Origin of the sequence: Thalassovita sp. (assembly GCF_965218685.1) — a bacterium.
Lineage (GTDB): Bacteria > Pseudomonadota > Alphaproteobacteria > Rhodobacterales > Rhodobacteraceae > Thalassobius.
The window spans coordinates 1,316,596-1,330,498 of record NZ_OZ244657.1 but is presented as its reverse complement, the minus strand read 5'-3'; the positions used below and the strand labels follow the sequence as shown (position 1 = coordinate 1,330,498).

Sequence of the window (13,903 nt, the reverse complement as noted above, 5' to 3'; positions counted from 1 at the left end):
ACCCGGTCCATACCTTAGGCCGCCACGGGTTCTTTATGTTCCAGCGGAACATGCATCACGTGGCGAATATCGTCGATCTCCATCCAGACCATGTTGCAGTCCAAGGGCTCGTTGCGACCGTCGATTTTCCAGCTCAGGCAATAGGGGTCCGAATGCATGTAGCCCTCGCGTTCCGCCAGCCCCCGGCGCGCGACAGTTCGCACGATGAAACCGAAAATAAAATCCGGCTGCCAATGCAGCAATGCGGTCAAGAATGCGAAACGTGCCAAATGATCAATCAATCCGCGTCCACGATAGGCTGCATCATCTTTAAGCCACATTTCCCCATGGTAGCACGCGCGCCCCGTGATTCGCTTTGCGCCGGGTCCCGCACGAAACCACGAACCGTCCATGTCGATGCCAACACCACCGGGCGGGAACTCTCCGTAACGAGAGGACATGTAGCGCGCCAAAGTTTGATCACATAGGTCCAACAAGCGCATTGCCTGGGTGTGAACCAGCTGTCCTTGAGGGTTGTGACCAACCACCCAAATACCTCTGGAAGTTGGCAAAAATTGCATCTCAGGGTCGAAGGGCGGTCCCAGCGGTTGCTCGGGTCGGCCCTCTTTTACAATACGAGCATATTCTTCGAAATCGTCCCCGACCGTCACGAAAATCTGGTTCGCCTGTAGGGTCGAAACCGTTTCGGTCAGCATCCGAGCTCCGTCAAAAACATCGCTAATTGTCATCGAATCTCTCCTTTTGGTTGTGTGCCCCATCAGGATGACCAAACAAGAGAGAAATGTCTTTTCCTTGTTAATCCGGCGGCAAAGCCGGGTCTGAAACGTGCATAACTTCGGACGCAGGCATCGTTCGGATCTGCTCATCCGAGACGCCTTCGATCTGCAAATCGTATGTCCGTTCAACCAAAGACAGCAAAGCGTAACTGCCGTCAGGATAGGTTCCGCCCATCAACAGCCGCTTAAAGCTGATGGGCTCCATCTGACCTGCCTCGCCACGGGCCATCTGGGTATGCACATGATCGAAACGCAGACCATGAGTTGCCCGGACCTCTTCAAAGGGCTGAGACAGCAGGTTCGCCAGTGCTTTGCCCCCCGGCAGGCTTGGGGCGCTGCGGCCAACGGCGCTGCGCTCCCATGCCCAGCCATACCACGTGGCATAAGACGATTGGCTGCCGACCTCGGTGCATACCCAATCCTCTTCAAAGCGGCGAAAGACCATCAGGTAGGGACGAATGGGCTGCATGGCATCGGCCTCAAGTGCACCTTCAGCCTCGGCCCAGCATTTCACCCCACGGCGCAGCAGCGCCGAGCTTCCGGTCCAGATGGACGAGATCGGATGCTGCTGCAGGAAAAACTGCCAGCCGGTCGCCTCGTCCTGCCGTGCGACATGGAACAAACCGTCAATATGGCCAGCCTCATCCTTTAGCCACGTCTCGCCACGGGCCAGGATATCCTCGGCCTCGCGCAAGGACCGGCGCCCGGCCTCGCTGAGTCGGTATTGGCGGTCCTCGACATGAAAAAGCGGGGCGCCCTTGATCTCTTCTAAGATATTAATATGCCGCCGAACGGTCTGCCGGGTGGAATCCAATTCACGCACAGCGCGAGACAAGTTCAAGGTATGCGCAAGCGTTACGAACGACCGAAGCAGTTCGAACAAAAGTCCAGAGCTTGGATTGCGGCTCATGCTACCTTTACCCCCACACTTGTAACCCGCTCAAGTTATGACAGTATTTTACCGTCTGAAAAGACTATGCGCAGGCATATATTCAATGTACCTATCATCTTCGCCCCAGATGGTAAATAAATCACCCATCATGGGTAAATGAACGCACCTTAAGTTGTAATTTCTAACAGATTGATCGCAAAGGGCGTTTATATAGAAAGGAATGTGACAATAGATAGTGGAATACAAAAATGTCACACCCTGTAGACGAACATGTCGGAAAAAAACTTAAAAACCTGCGCGTGTTGCGCGGCCTGACGCAAACTGATGTGGCGAATGGCTTGGACATCTCCTTTCAGCAGGTTCAGAAATACGAGCTGGGCCGCAACCGGATTTCGGCCAGCAAACTGTTCGAAATCTCGCGCATCCTGGATGTGCCGCCGTCCTATTTCTTTGACGGGCTGGACGAAAACCAAAGCGATGACAGCCCTGTGATCGACGAAGAGACCGCACGTATCGCGAGTGTTATCTCGAAAATCACGGATGAGCGTCTGAAAAGCCAGATCCGTTCGTTCATCGACGCGGTGGCAAACTACAAACCCGCCGCCTGATCGCGCTGCGCGCAACGCAAAGGCCTGATCGCAGGGACCAACTCACCCGATCAGCCCTTTGCGGATCAAGTTTGCACCTGCAAGCAGAAGTACCAGCAAAGTCGCCTTGCGAAAGGCGGCTTGGTCCGTTTTGTCCTGAATGCGAAAGCCCAGCCAAGCGCCAAACAGCGCCGCAGGCAGCATGGCCAAGGAAAACGGCAAAGTTTCGGCCCGCACCACACCCGAACCGACATGCGCCCCAAGCAACGCCACTGCACCCAGTCCATAGATCACTCCTTGGATGCGGATCTGGTCCTGCTTGGGCGTATTAATGGCAGTCAGGTACATCACTGTAGGCGGCCCCCAGATGCCGGACATCCCGCCAACGAAACCTGCGAAGGCGCCCACACCAGCCTCGGCCCTGCGCGATCCTTTGCTGGGCAGTCGAATGGACACCCCAAGCACTTGTATCAGCGCGAACAGAACCACAACGAGCCCGATTATCAACAGCAGAGTGTCCGCTGGCAGCACCGTCACCAACTGAGCGCTACCAAGCAGCGCAACGCCCCCGACCAGCAAAAATACACGGAACCGTTTGATCGAGCCCCAAGCGTGCCGCCATCCCTGCCGCAAAGCTTGCCATAGATTCGTTGCGACAGTCGGCAAGATCAGCCCCGCCAGCGCCCATTCCGCCCCAACAATTCCGCTGAGCCCCGAGATCATGATCATTGGCATAGCAAATCCGACCATGCCTTTGATAATTCCGGCGACAAGCGCGACGAACAGGCACAGGGCCATGGTTACGCCGGTCATTTCCCCTAAAATGTTTTCCATGACAAAGCTCTAGCAGGTTTCCCCCGTGCTGCACTGCAATATTTCACTCGCGCAACTTTAGAACATTAGTCGATAAACAAACGTATTTTTGTTGCGCTGCACCTGCAAAGTAGCTAGGAGAGTGCGAACCAAAGACAGGATGTGAATCATGCCTCATGACGGACAGGACCTTGATATGACGAAAACGATCATTCTTCCCGATCTGATGACGCTGACCGCAGCGTCGGTCGCTCCCGCTGAATCAGTGCTTGAGGCTGCGACGGCCTCGTTGCGCGAACTGCTGACCGAAGGCGACCGTATCTCGGGTAAGCTGCTCGAGGAAAATCAGGCCGCAGCGCATGGCCTGTCGTGGCTGGCCACCTATGTGGAATCGCTGCGCCAGATGCAGGCCTGGGCCGAACGGCTTAGCAGCGCCGGCACCTTTGGCGAGGTCGAGCAGCTTATCCTGCAGATTGGTTTTGGCGAATATCTGGCCCAGCTGCGTGGCGGCATTCCCATGAGCCAGACCGAGATCACCCGCCTTCCCTCGTTGGGGATCGACGTTTCCGCGCTGGACACCGACGCGATCGACACGCTGGTCAGCGGCGGCAACACCCCGGCCGCGCGCAAGCGTCTGGTCGAACTGATGCAAGAGCAATCGGCCAACATCACCGTGGGCGCCACCGGTCTGGAAGACGAGCTGGAGATGATCCGCGAGCAGTTCCGCCGTTATGCCGTGGAAAAGGTCGAACCCTTTGCCCATGAATGGCACCTGAATGACGAGCTGATCCCGATGGAAGTCATCGAGGAACTTGCCGAAATGGGTGTCTTTGGCCTGACCATCCCCGAGGAATACGGCGGGTTCGGCCTGTCCAAAGCCTCGATGGTTGTGGTGTCCGAAGAACTGTCGCGCGGCTATATCGGCGTCGGCTCGCTGGGCACGCGCTCGGAAATCGCGGCCGAACTGATTGAGGGCGGCGGCACCGACGAGCAGAAAGAATACTGGCTGCCCAAGCTGGCCGCAGCAGAAATCCTGCCCACGGCTGTTTTCACCGAACCGAACACCGGCTCGGACCTGGGCAGCTTGCGCACCCGTGCCGTCAAAGAAGGCGACGATTACCGCGTCACCGGTAACAAGACCTGGATCACTCACGCCGCACGGACCCACGTGATGACCCTGCTGGCCCGGACCGACCCGAACACGACCGACCACAAAGGCCTGTCGATGTTCCTGGCTGAAAAGATCCCCGGCACCGACGAAAATCCCTTCCCGACCGAAGGCATGACCGGCGGCGAAATCGAGGTTCTGGGCTATCGCGGCATGAAGGAATACGAGCTGGGCTTTGACAACTTCCATGTCAAAGGCGCCAACCTGCTGGGCGGTGTCGAAGGTCAGGGCTTCAAGCAGCTGATGAAAACCTTCGAAGCAGCCCGCATTCAGACCGCCGCCCGCGCGATCGGTGTCGCTCAGTCGGCGCTGGACGTTGCGATGCAATATGCAGAAGAACGCAAGCAGTTCGGTAAGTCCCTGATCAACTTCCCGCGCGTGTCGGACAAACTGGCCATGATGGCGGTCGAAATCATGATCGCGCGTCAGCTGACCTACTACTCGGCCTGGCAGAAAGACCACGACAAGCGTTGCGACCTCGAGGCTGGCATGGCCAAGCTTCTGGGCGCCCGTGTGGCCTGGGCTGCAGCCGACAACGGCCTGCAGATCCACGGTGGCAACGGCTTTGCCCTGGAATACAAGATCAGCCGCATCCTGTGTGACGCCCGCATCCTGAACATCTTTGAGGGCGCGGCCGAGATCCAAGCCCAGGTGATCGCACGCCGCCTGCTGGGTTAATCGCGTTTAGACAAAGACAAGAACCGGCCCCGTTTCTGGGCCGGTTTTTCGTGGGTTTATTCCGGTATGCAGATCTGCCCGGCGGCCATGGCGCGCAGGGTTTTGAGCACCAGCGCTGTGATGATCACCACCAGAACGATTAAAAAGCCAGAACCGATATACTGATGTGCGGCGCTGCCGGTTTTCATTGCATATTGGAAGCTGGCGATAGTGGCCGCAGCCACCGGAAAGCTGAGGGCCCAAAAGCTCATGGCGAAGGGCAGCTTGACGATCCGTGGCAGTTGCACGGCGACGATCAGGGTGAACAGATACGCTCCGTTCAGAAGGATACGCGCAAAGCTGTCCACATCACCAACCAACCGCAACCAAGCTACCATCCCCACGGCAGGAGGGGCGATCAGGATAACCAGCGTGGGCTGCAACTTGCCCGGCAGCGGGTCGTGGAAAATCAGACGGTTCATCACCAATGTCATCAGCACGACCCAGAAAATCAGGCCGACGGACATGAAGTACCAGCTGATCTCGGGGTATCCCAAGGGGACGCCCGCGATCGGCACGATCACGTTCCCCACCGCTGGAATGAACCAAGCAGGGTTCAGGTGCCCGGTCTGAAAGGCGCGCGCCCCGATCCAAGCCGAGACGACGGCAACGGTTAGCACACCCTGCAACAGCATTCCAACCAGCCACAACGGCTCGCTAATGACAGTGATACGCCCCAAACTGGCGGTGGAAAGCAGAAGCAGCGAGATCGAGATCGCCGGGAAAAACGCGATCCGCACAGGATGGTGCCATTCGCCCGAAACTGCCTTGGGGTATTTCAGCGCCTTGAGCGCATAGCCAAACGAAACCAACACGAACATCGCCAGGGCAACAAAGTAGATCACAGTCGATGCGGTATCTCCCAAGCCCCAACTGCTTTCGGCAGCGTGCAGGGCTAGCGCCAAGCCGGTCATCCCCATGATCGTGGCAAAAAAGGTGACCGGGTAATGCTCCAGCCTGTTGCCTTGATCTGTGTGCGTCGTATCTGCCATCTGCTGCCTCTCTGCTGCTGCGCAAATCCCGTGATGAATGCCGAAAATTGCATGCGGGTTGCCCATCGACATTGACCTAGGTCAAAAGGTTAAAGCAACGCACATCTTTGTAGGCACCCACGAAAAGGGCCGCCCCAACGGGACGGCCCTTGCTGTTCTGTATGGTGCCTTACGCCTCGCAGATGCGGGCGGACAGGACAGCGCCCATATGCTCGGTCCGTTTCAGGTAGGTCGCGATTTGCGGCGCGGCCTCGTGGCTGTCAAAGCGCGGAGCCAGAGCGCGCAGCAGCAGCCATTCCGAAATCGCCATGAAATCCGCAGCCTTGGCCGACGGGTCGGCGGACGCGGCCATGGCCTCGCGAGCCTTAGTCCATTCAGCAACGGCGCCGGCCGGAGCGTTCGCACCGGTGAAGGCGGCAAAGCGGTCGGCAGCCTCGGCGGTGCGGCCCTGCAGCAGGCGGGTCGACAGGGTCAGCGCATGGATGCCGCTGGCGCCTTCATAGATCCGGCAGATACGGGCGTCGCGCCAGACCTGCTCGATCCGGTATTCTTGCAGGTAGCCATAACCGCCCAGACATTGAATACCCAGATCCGCCGCACGCGAGGCGCTTTCGGTGCAGAAGTGCTTGGCGATCGGGGTCAGGAATTCGACCAGCATCGGGTCCTCTTCCTTTTCCAGCTCGACGATGGCCACGTGGGCGATGGCGCGGCCCAGCAGCGACAGGGCGCGCATCTCGCCCAGCATATTCTTGATGTCAGCGTGGTAATCCAGCGTCACCGGCTGACCATCTGCGCCACGGCCCTGAATACGCTCGGCGCAATATGCGGCGGCAATGTCATGGGCGCGGGTGGCGTGGGCAACACCTTGCAGCGCGACGTCGATCCTGGCGTGGTTCATCATGGTGAACATCGCCTTCAGACCCTCGCCCTCTTTGCCGATCAGCTCGGCCGGGGCATCGTCAAACGCCATCTGGCAGGTGGGCGAGGCATGCAGGCCCATCTTTTCTTCGATCCGGGTGATGGTGATCGGGTTGCGCGTGCCATCGGGCTGATTGGACAGGCAGATGAACAGCGACAGGCCTTTGACGCCGCTGTCCGCATCGCCCGTGCGAGCCAGCACCAGATGGAAAATCTCGTCGGTCATGTCCTGATCACCGCCCGAGATGAAGATCTTCTCGCCGGTGATTTTCCAAGCGTCACCGTCCTGAACAGCACGGGCGCGGATGCGGCCCAGATCCGAGCCAGCGCCCGGTTCGGTCAGGCACATAGTCGAAAGCCATTCACCCGAGGCCATCCGCGGGATATAGGCCGATTTCTGTTCGTCGGTGCCATAGTCCAGCAGCGTGCGCACGGCGCCTGGCACCAGGCCGGTCACCATCTGCAACGAGTGGTTGGCACCCGAGAAAATCTCGGACACGGTGGCCAGCGCGACACCGCCCAGACCTTGGCCGTCATACTCTTCGGGCACGGTCAGAGAGGGCCAGCCCTGCTCGGCATAGTCGGCGTAGAGTTTTTTGTACCCCTCGGGCATCTGCACACGGCCGTCGATCAGCTTGCAGCCTTGGGTGTCACCGACCTCGTCCAATGGGGCGATTTCGCCCTCGGCAAAAGCGGCGAAGGCCTGGGTGATTTCACGCATCAGATCGGCGTCCCATTCCTCCAAAGAGGCGGCGCCAGCGACTTGGTCCAGCGTAAAGAGAATGTCATCGACGGGGGCGGCAAAGGGTTTCATGAGGCAACCTTTCCGTGGCTGTAAAGGGCATGAGGGGAGCATCCCTGCCCCGAAATTCGGAGCAAGGTGTATGTTTTCAGACGATCAGCAGGCTCAGTCCATCAGGCCCAGCAGTCGGGCACCGTTGTTCTTGATGATGTCTTCGCGCAGGTGGTCCTTGATCGCGATTTTCTCGAAATCGGACAGCCAGCGGTCAGGCGAGATCATCGGCCAGTCCGAACCGAACAGGACCTTTTTCTTCAGCAGGCCGTTGCAGTAACGCACCAGGATTTCGGGGAAATACTTTGGCGACCAACCGCTGAGATCGATATAGACGTTGGGCTTGTGGGTCGCGACCGACAGCGCCTCTTCCTGCCAGGGGAACGAGGGGTGCGCGAGGATGATTTTCATGTCGGGGAAATCCACCGCCACGTCATCCATATACATCGGGTTCGAGTATTTCAGGCGCATGCCGTTGCCGCCGCGCATGCCCGAGCCAACGCCGGTCTGACCGGTGTGGAACAGGGCAATGCCACCGTTTTCGGCGATGACTTCGTACAGCTCATAGGCCATGCGGTCGTTGGGATAGAACCCCTGCATGGTCGGGTGAAACTTGAAGCCCTTGATGCCGAAATCGTTGATCAGGCGGCGCGCTTCGCGGGCGGCCATTTTACCCTTCCAGGGGTCAATCGAGGCAAAGGGGATCAGAACGTCGTCGTTTTCGGCGGCCAGTTCGGCCACTTCTTCGTTCTTATAGCGGCGATAGCCGGTCTCGCGCTCGGCATCGACGGGAAAGATCACGGCGGCGATGTTCTGCTCGCGGTAATGCTCGGCTGTCTGCTGAATGGTCGGAGGGTGGGTCCACGGGGCGCCAAAGTATTTGGCCATCGTGGTCTGCAGATCATCATAGCCGTCATCAGCGTGACAGCCACAGGGTTCCTCTGCGTGGGTGTGGAAGTCCAGGGCGCGGACTTTCGTGATATCAACCATGGTCTGGTCCTTTCAATGTCGAAGCCGGCGGCAGAAAGCACCAAGCCGCCGGCGGAATTTTCGCTTAGACACGGATCACGTCGGCGTCGGCGTCGTCATAGATGCGGGCCTCCAGATCGGCGCGGCGAGCCAGCACCTTGCGGACGTTCAGGTTGCCTTTGGCGGTCATTTCGTGATCTGCCAACGAGGGCGGCTCGGCCAGGATCAACGCGGCGCCGACGCGGGTCGAGCTGCCGGTTGCGTCTTTGGCAAGGTTTTCCAGACGTTCGCGAACGGCGGCAACCAATTCGGGATCGGTGACGATCTCGCCGGGGGCACCATTCCGAGGCTCGGCGGGGAACAACAGCACACCAATCGAACCGCGGTCCTGCCCGGTGATCACCAGATCACTGATCAGCCCGTCCAGGGCGGTCATCAGCTGGCCCCGCAACGAGGCCGCGCGCACCCATGTGCCCGAGGTCAGCTTGAAGTCTTCCGACAGGCGGCCGTCGAAGCTCAGGCCACGGCTGTGATCCTCGGGGTCCACGAATTTCACCGCGTCACCGGTGATCAAGAAGCCTTCATCATCAAAGCTCTCGGCGGTTTTCTCGGGATCCTCGAAATAGCCGGTCATGATGTTGGGGCCCTTGCAGCGCAGCTCGAAACGGCCATCCTCTTCGGGGATCAGCTTGATTTCCGAACCGGGGACCGGAACGCCGATAATGCCCGAACGCGCGACTTTTTCGTGCACGATCAGCGTGGCGGGGGCGGTTTCGGTCATGCCCCAGCTGGACACCATCAACGGCACTTTGCCGGTGACTTCCTCGGCCATTTCCTCCAGCGCCAGCCAGGTTTCCTGCGGCAGCGAGGCTCCGGCATAGAACGTGAAATCCAGCCCGGTGAAAAAGTCCTTGCGCAGATCGGCATCGGCTTTCAGCGCTTCGACCTGACGGGCAAACCCGACGGGCACGTTAAAGCCCAGCGTACCGGTGTGCATCTTCAGGTTTTCCAGCGTGCGCGGAAACAGCTTGTCGGTCGGCTTGCCATCATCCAGATAGATCGAGCCACCGTTCGCCAGCATCATGTTGAAGTTATGCGAACCGCCGAACACGTGGTTCCAGGGCAGCCAGTCCAGAATCTTGGGCGGCTTGGCGCGCAGACCCGGGAACACCGTCGCGATCTGAGCCTGGTTCACACACATCATTTTATGCGTGGTCAGAACGCCCTTGGGGTTCGAGGTCGACCCCGAGGTGAACAGGATCTTGGCAACGGTTTCTGGGGTGACGGCGGCGTGGGCCACGTCAACATCTGCGTCCCCGCCTTTAAGCGCGTCAGCCATGGCGATCACGTCGCGGGGCGCGCCTTCGGTCTTGGTTGCCAAAACGTCGAAATCTGCCAGGGCCTCCATCGCGATTGCATCGCCATAGCGCTTGGCATCGTCCACATACAGCAGACCGGGACGGACTTTCTCGATCACATACAGCAGGCGGTCATGGGCACCGGGGATCAGCGAGTATTGCTCGGCCACGGGAACGCTGGCCATGCCCACATACTGCGTGGCCAGGGCGATCATCGCGTGATCGACCGAGTTACCGGACATCACCACGATCGGGCCCTTCTTGTCATAGCCGTTGGCCAACAGCCAAGACCCAAGATTACGCACGATTTCCAGCGTTTCCTTGTAGGTCACTTCGCGCCAGCCGTCGCCCTCGCGTTCGGCAATAAACACGGCATCGGGGGTCTTTTCAGCCCATTCATGCAACCAGTCGCCGGTGGTCTTGGCGACGGCGCCCAGCTCATGGGCCGAGCGCAGCACCAGAGTGCCATCCGCGCGCGTTTCGGTAGCAACGTCCTGAAGGACGGTAAATTGATCGGTCATCTGTTGGATCTCCTCAATCCAGCGGGTCGATACGGCCCAGTAATTCAATCAACTGCGCGCGCTCTTGTTGGCTTAGGTTCGCCAACCGGTCTTCCTCGGCTTCGGCCAAAGCACGAGAAGCGGCGTCGCGTCGCTTAATTCCTGCCAAAGTCGCCCGCAGCGCATACGAGCGCCGATCCGTGGGCACGCGGAAACGGCCGATCAGGTTTGCCTCTTCCAGTGCGTCGATGATCAGCACGGTGTTCGACCGCTCCATGTTCAGGGCGGCGGCCAATTGCGATTGGGTAACGTCGGGGTTGTCCACGATCACGCACAAGGCAGAGAACGTGGTGATACGCAGCCCAAGCGGTTCAAGCGCCCGCGCTGCGTTGGATTGCATGATGTTCGAAGCCCGCTTGACATTATACCCGGTGTAGGACCGCAAATGACGATCCAACGGCCCATTGGGTAGCTCGGGTTTCTTGGCGGGTTTGGCGGCGGGCTTACGAACCATGGGCAATCACCGGAACGTAGGTGCGCGTTTTTCGAGGAAGGCACGCAGGCCCTCTTCGGCGTCCGAACTGGTCTGGGTCAGCGCAGCACACAGGCTTTCGGCGAACAGACCGTCTTGCTTGGACATGTCCTCGATCCGGGCCAGGGCGTGGATCATGACATAGTTGGACAGGCCAGCGTTCTTGGCGATCTTGCGCGCCAGATCCATGGCCAGCGCAAACGCTTCGCCTTCACCAACCGAGTAATGCGCCAGACCCAGAGCCAGGCCTTCGTCCGCGCTGTACTTGCGGCCGGTCAGCATCATCTCGGTCATGCGGTCAGCACCCAGAATGCGGCCAACACGCACCGAGGCACCACCACCGACATAAATGCCGCGGCGGCCTTCGGGCAGCTGGAAGATGGTCGAGGGTTCAGCGATCCGTACGTGGGTCGAGGTCGCCAGTTCCAGACCGCCACCAATGACGGCACCGAACATGGCCGAAACGACCGGCAGGCCCGAATACTGGATCTTGTCCATCACGCCATGCCAGTTGCGCGAATGGCGCATGGTGCCTTCGGCGTCACGGGCGACGTGTTCGCTCAGGTCCAGACCCGAGCAATAATGGCCTTCGATCCCGGTCAGGACGACAACCTTGGCTTCGGCCGGCGGGTTGGAAAAGAAATCATCCAAAGCTGCCAGCAGCTCATCGTTCATCGCGTTCCGTTTGCCGGGACGGTTCATGGTCACGACTGCAATGTTGTCCTGCAGTTCAACCTTGATAATATCAGTGCTTGTCATTGTTATCTCCGCTATTAGCTATGCGTCATAACTATATTCGAACTTAGAGTCCAGAAAATCCTTTGCTGCAGATGCACGGTCAGGCTGGAGCTGAAACAAGAACACCCCGACGCGATACGCGCCGGGGTGCAAATTGTTAGATCGTCAGGTCATTGCCCCGGTCAGTGCAGCAAGCGCACAAGGAACAGGGTGATGCCGGGGAACATAACCAGCAGGATCACGCGCGCGATGTCCGAACCGACAAAGTACATAACGGCCTTGTAGGTTTCGATCATCGGGGTCTTGCGATCCATCGAGTTGATCACGAACAGGTTCATCCCCACCGGTGGCGTGATCAGACCGACCTCCACCACGATCAGAACGATGATACCGAACCAGATGGCGACCTCTTCGCTGGTCATGCCAAACTCGAGGTTCGAAATGATCGGGAAGAAGATCGGGATCGTCAGCAGGATCATCGACAGCGAGTCCATGACACAGCCAAACACCAGGTACAGCGCCAGGATCATCGTCAGAACCACCCAGGGGCTAAGGCCCAGACCAACCACCCATTCGGACAGAGCTTGCGGCACTTGGCTTTGCGCCAGGAAACCGTTGTAGAAGCCCGCACCCAGAACGATGAAGAAGATCATAGCGGTGCCGCGCGCGGTCGCGATAAAGCTTTCCACCATGGTCGATTTGGTCAGACCACCGTTGATCAGTGCGATCAGGCCCGTACCCAATGCGCCAACGGCGGCGCCCTCGGTCGGGGTAAAGATACCCAGATAGATACCGCCCACCACAGCAACGAACACGATCAGCACGGGCCAGACATCGGCCAGGGCGCGGAAGCGCTCGCTCATCGGCTGGGGCTGGCGCACGCCTGCGGCATCGGGGTGGATGCGCACATAGATCGAGATGGTGATCATGTAACCGATCGCAGCCAGAATGCCGGGAATGAACGCAGCCAGGAACAGTTTGGCGATGTTCTGCTCGGTCAGGATTGCGTAGATCACAAGGATCACCGACGGCGGGATCAGAATGCCCAGCGTACCGCCAGCAGCCAGCGTCGCGGTCGAGAAACCACCCGAATAGCCATAGCGTTTCAGTTCAGGCAGGGCGACCTGGCTCATGGTGGCGGCAGTGGCCAACGACGAACCGCAGATCGAGCCGAAGCCAGCGCAGGCCCCAACAGCAGCCATGGCCACACCACCGCGGCGGTGCCCAAGGAAGGATTCAGCCGCCTTGAACAAAGCCTGGCTCATCCCACCCAGGGTCGCGAAGTGACCCATCAGGATAAACATCGGCACGATCGACAGCGAATAGCTGGAGAACGTCGAATAGGTCTCGGTTTTCAGCTTAGCAAAGCCGACTACCCAGCTGCCGTTGATGAAGTAAAGGCCAACAAGGCCCGCCAGGAACATCGCAAGGCCAATCGGCACTCGCAGGAAAATCATCAACAACAGCAGCGGGAAGGACGTCAGTCCGATTTCAAGATTGGTCAATGGTCTGCTCCTCCACCGACGTGGATGATTGTCCTGTCCTGAAAGAATTCAGCGATACGGACGATGGCGACATAAACGCTGACAATCGCCGAAACACATGCGGCGACCAGGCTGGCTGCATAGGCCCACCAGATCGGGAATTGCAGCAGGAAGGTGGTCTCCTGATAGCGCATTTTCGAGTTCATACCTTCGTACAGGCGCCACGCGATCAGGATCAGCACGCCCGCGAACAGGATCTCGACGATCATCTGAATAAAGCGGTTCACGCGCACAGGCAGGGCCGAGGTGAAGATGTCCACCGATGCATGGCCGCCCGTAATCTGACACAGGGGAATAAAGGAAAAAATGGCAAAGGCGATACCGGCCTCGACGATTTCGAAATCGCCCAGAACTGGGCCCACGCCCGTATCCAGAATGGTCTTCGCAAAGTCACCCAGAATGGCTTGGGCAAAGCCCGAGTGGAACAGAGTGTTCAACGTCCGACCCAACACCGACACACAGGTCAAAAGCACCAAAAGGGTCAGAATGACCCCGCCGGAAATCGCCATGTATCGGGCAAGTTTGTTCATGAACTGTTGCATGAAGGTCCTCGTCCTTGACTAGAGAGGGGAGAGAACCACGGCGAGATGACCTCGCCGTGGCGCC

At 58.9% G+C, this 13,903-nt stretch carries 13 protein-coding genes; 2 read left to right on the top strand and 11 right to left on the bottom strand.

Annotation, left to right across the window (positions count from 1 at the left end):
- Positions 1 to 14: 14 nt before the first annotated feature.
- Positions 15 to 695: a hypothetical protein gene (locus ACOQOQ_RS06750; RefSeq protein ID WP_420569371.1), complete on the bottom strand. Its 681-nt coding sequence runs from the start codon at positions 693 to 695 to the stop codon at positions 15 to 17.
- A 100-nt stretch (positions 696 to 795) separates the two neighbouring features.
- The gene (locus ACOQOQ_RS06745) at positions 796 to 1,686 is read right to left on the bottom strand and encodes a helix-turn-helix domain-containing protein (RefSeq protein ID WP_420569370.1); all 891 of its coding nucleotides are present in this window, start codon (positions 1,684 to 1,686) and stop codon (positions 796 to 798) included.
- Positions 1,687 to 1,916: 230 nt separating this feature from the next.
- Here ACOQOQ_RS06745 and ACOQOQ_RS06740 point away from each other — a divergent pair, with 230 nt between their 5' ends.
- Positions 1,917 to 2,276: a helix-turn-helix domain-containing protein gene (locus ACOQOQ_RS06740; protein WP_420569369.1), complete on the top strand. Its 360-nt coding sequence runs from the start codon at positions 1,917 to 1,919 to the stop codon at positions 2,274 to 2,276.
- 42 nt (positions 2,277 to 2,318) lie between these two features.
- Here ACOQOQ_RS06740 and ACOQOQ_RS06735 read toward each other — a convergent pair whose 3' ends face one another.
- Positions 2,319 to 3,089, bottom strand: coding sequence for a sulfite exporter TauE/SafE family protein (locus tag ACOQOQ_RS06735; RefSeq protein WP_420569368.1), 771 nt, complete (start codon positions 3,087 to 3,089; stop codon positions 2,319 to 2,321).
- Between the two features lie 148 nt (positions 3,090 to 3,237).
- On the opposite strand from ACOQOQ_RS06735, the gene ACOQOQ_RS06730 reads away from it, so the two are divergent.
- Positions 3,238 to 4,914: an acyl-CoA dehydrogenase family protein gene (locus ACOQOQ_RS06730; protein ID WP_420569367.1), complete on the top strand. Its 1,677-nt coding sequence runs from the start codon at positions 3,238 to 3,240 to the stop codon at positions 4,912 to 4,914.
- Between the two features lie 56 nt (positions 4,915 to 4,970).
- Here ACOQOQ_RS06730 and ACOQOQ_RS06725 read toward each other — a convergent pair whose 3' ends face one another.
- The 8 genes from ACOQOQ_RS06725 to ACOQOQ_RS06690 form a co-directional block, all read right to left on the bottom strand.
- On the bottom strand, positions 4,971 to 5,945 hold the full coding sequence (locus tag ACOQOQ_RS06725; protein WP_420569366.1) for an SLAC1 anion channel family protein: 975 nt from the start codon (positions 5,943 to 5,945) through the stop codon (positions 4,971 to 4,973).
- A 169-nt stretch (positions 5,946 to 6,114) separates the two neighbouring features.
- Positions 6,115 to 7,677, bottom strand: coding sequence for an acyl-CoA dehydrogenase family protein (locus ACOQOQ_RS06720; protein ID WP_420569365.1), 1,563 nt, complete (start codon positions 7,675 to 7,677; stop codon positions 6,115 to 6,117).
- Positions 7,678 to 7,770: 93 nt separating this feature from the next.
- Complete coding sequence (locus ACOQOQ_RS06715) at positions 7,771 to 8,646, bottom strand: amidohydrolase family protein (RefSeq protein WP_420569364.1); 876 nt, start codon at positions 8,644 to 8,646, stop codon at positions 7,771 to 7,773.
- 64 nt (positions 8,647 to 8,710) lie between these two features.
- A complete protein-coding gene (locus tag ACOQOQ_RS06710) occupies positions 8,711 to 10,504 on the bottom strand; it encodes a feruloyl-CoA synthase (RefSeq protein WP_420569363.1) in 1,794 nt (597 codons plus the stop codon).
- Between the two features lie 13 nt (positions 10,505 to 10,517).
- Positions 10,518 to 10,997 carry a MarR family winged helix-turn-helix transcriptional regulator gene (locus ACOQOQ_RS06705; protein ID WP_420569362.1) on the bottom strand — a complete coding sequence of 160 codons (480 nt, stop codon included), beginning with the start codon at positions 10,995 to 10,997 and terminating at the stop codon, positions 10,518 to 10,520.
- 6 nt (positions 10,998 to 11,003) lie between these two features.
- The gene (locus ACOQOQ_RS06700; RefSeq protein WP_420569361.1) at positions 11,004 to 11,774 is read right to left on the bottom strand and encodes a crotonase/enoyl-CoA hydratase family protein; all 771 of its coding nucleotides are present in this window, start codon (positions 11,772 to 11,774) and stop codon (positions 11,004 to 11,006) included.
- Positions 11,775 to 11,935: 161 nt separating this feature from the next.
- On the bottom strand, positions 11,936 to 13,258 hold the full coding sequence (locus tag ACOQOQ_RS06695) for a TRAP transporter large permease (protein ID WP_420569360.1): 1,323 nt from the start codon (positions 13,256 to 13,258) through the stop codon (positions 11,936 to 11,938).
- Entirely contained in the window at positions 13,255 to 13,839 is a 585-nt protein-coding gene (locus tag ACOQOQ_RS06690; RefSeq protein WP_420569359.1) for a TRAP transporter small permease, read from the bottom strand. The genes ACOQOQ_RS06695 and ACOQOQ_RS06690 overlap by 4 nt, the downstream gene beginning before the upstream one ends.
- Between the last annotated feature and the right edge of the window lie 64 nt (positions 13,840 to 13,903).

What these genes read in the sequence shown, in the direction of transcription:
- ACOQOQ_RS06725 (WP_420569366.1), bottom strand. Translation starts at nt 5,945, where the DNA reads ATGGCAGATACGACGCACACAGATCAAGGCAACAGGCTGGAGCATTAC.
- ACOQOQ_RS06750 (WP_420569371.1), bottom strand. Translation starts at nt 695, where the DNA reads ATGCTGACCGAAACGGTTTCGACCCTACAGGCGAACCAGATTTTCGTG.
- ACOQOQ_RS06730 (WP_420569367.1), top strand. Translation starts at nt 3,238, where the DNA reads ATGCCTCATGACGGACAGGACCTTGATATGACGAAAACGATCATTCTT.
- ACOQOQ_RS06710 (WP_420569363.1), bottom strand. Translation starts at nt 10,504, where the DNA reads ATGACCGATCAATTTACCGTCCTTCAGGACGTTGCTACCGAAACGCGC.
- ACOQOQ_RS06690 (WP_420569359.1), bottom strand. Translation starts at nt 13,839, where the DNA reads ATGCAACAGTTCATGAACAAACTTGCCCGATACATGGCGATTTCCGGC.
- ACOQOQ_RS06720 (WP_420569365.1), bottom strand. Translation starts at nt 7,677, where the DNA reads ATGAAACCCTTTGCCGCCCCCGTCGATGACATTCTCTTTACGCTGGAC.
- ACOQOQ_RS06735 (WP_420569368.1), bottom strand. Translation starts at nt 3,089, where the DNA reads ATGGAAAACATTTTAGGGGAAATGACCGGCGTAACCATGGCCCTGTGC.
- ACOQOQ_RS06745 (WP_420569370.1), bottom strand. Translation starts at nt 1,686, where the DNA reads ATGAGCCGCAATCCAAGCTCTGGACTTTTGTTCGAACTGCTTCGGTCG.
- ACOQOQ_RS06715 (WP_420569364.1), bottom strand. Translation starts at nt 8,646, where the DNA reads ATGGTTGATATCACGAAAGTCCGCGCCCTGGACTTCCACACCCACGCA.
- ACOQOQ_RS06705 (WP_420569362.1), bottom strand. Translation starts at nt 10,997, where the DNA reads ATGGTTCGTAAGCCCGCCGCCAAACCCGCCAAGAAACCCGAGCTACCC.
- ACOQOQ_RS06740 (WP_420569369.1), top strand. Translation starts at nt 1,917, where the DNA reads ATGTCACACCCTGTAGACGAACATGTCGGAAAAAAACTTAAAAACCTG.
- ACOQOQ_RS06700 (WP_420569361.1), bottom strand. Translation starts at nt 11,774, where the DNA reads ATGACAAGCACTGATATTATCAAGGTTGAACTGCAGGACAACATTGCA.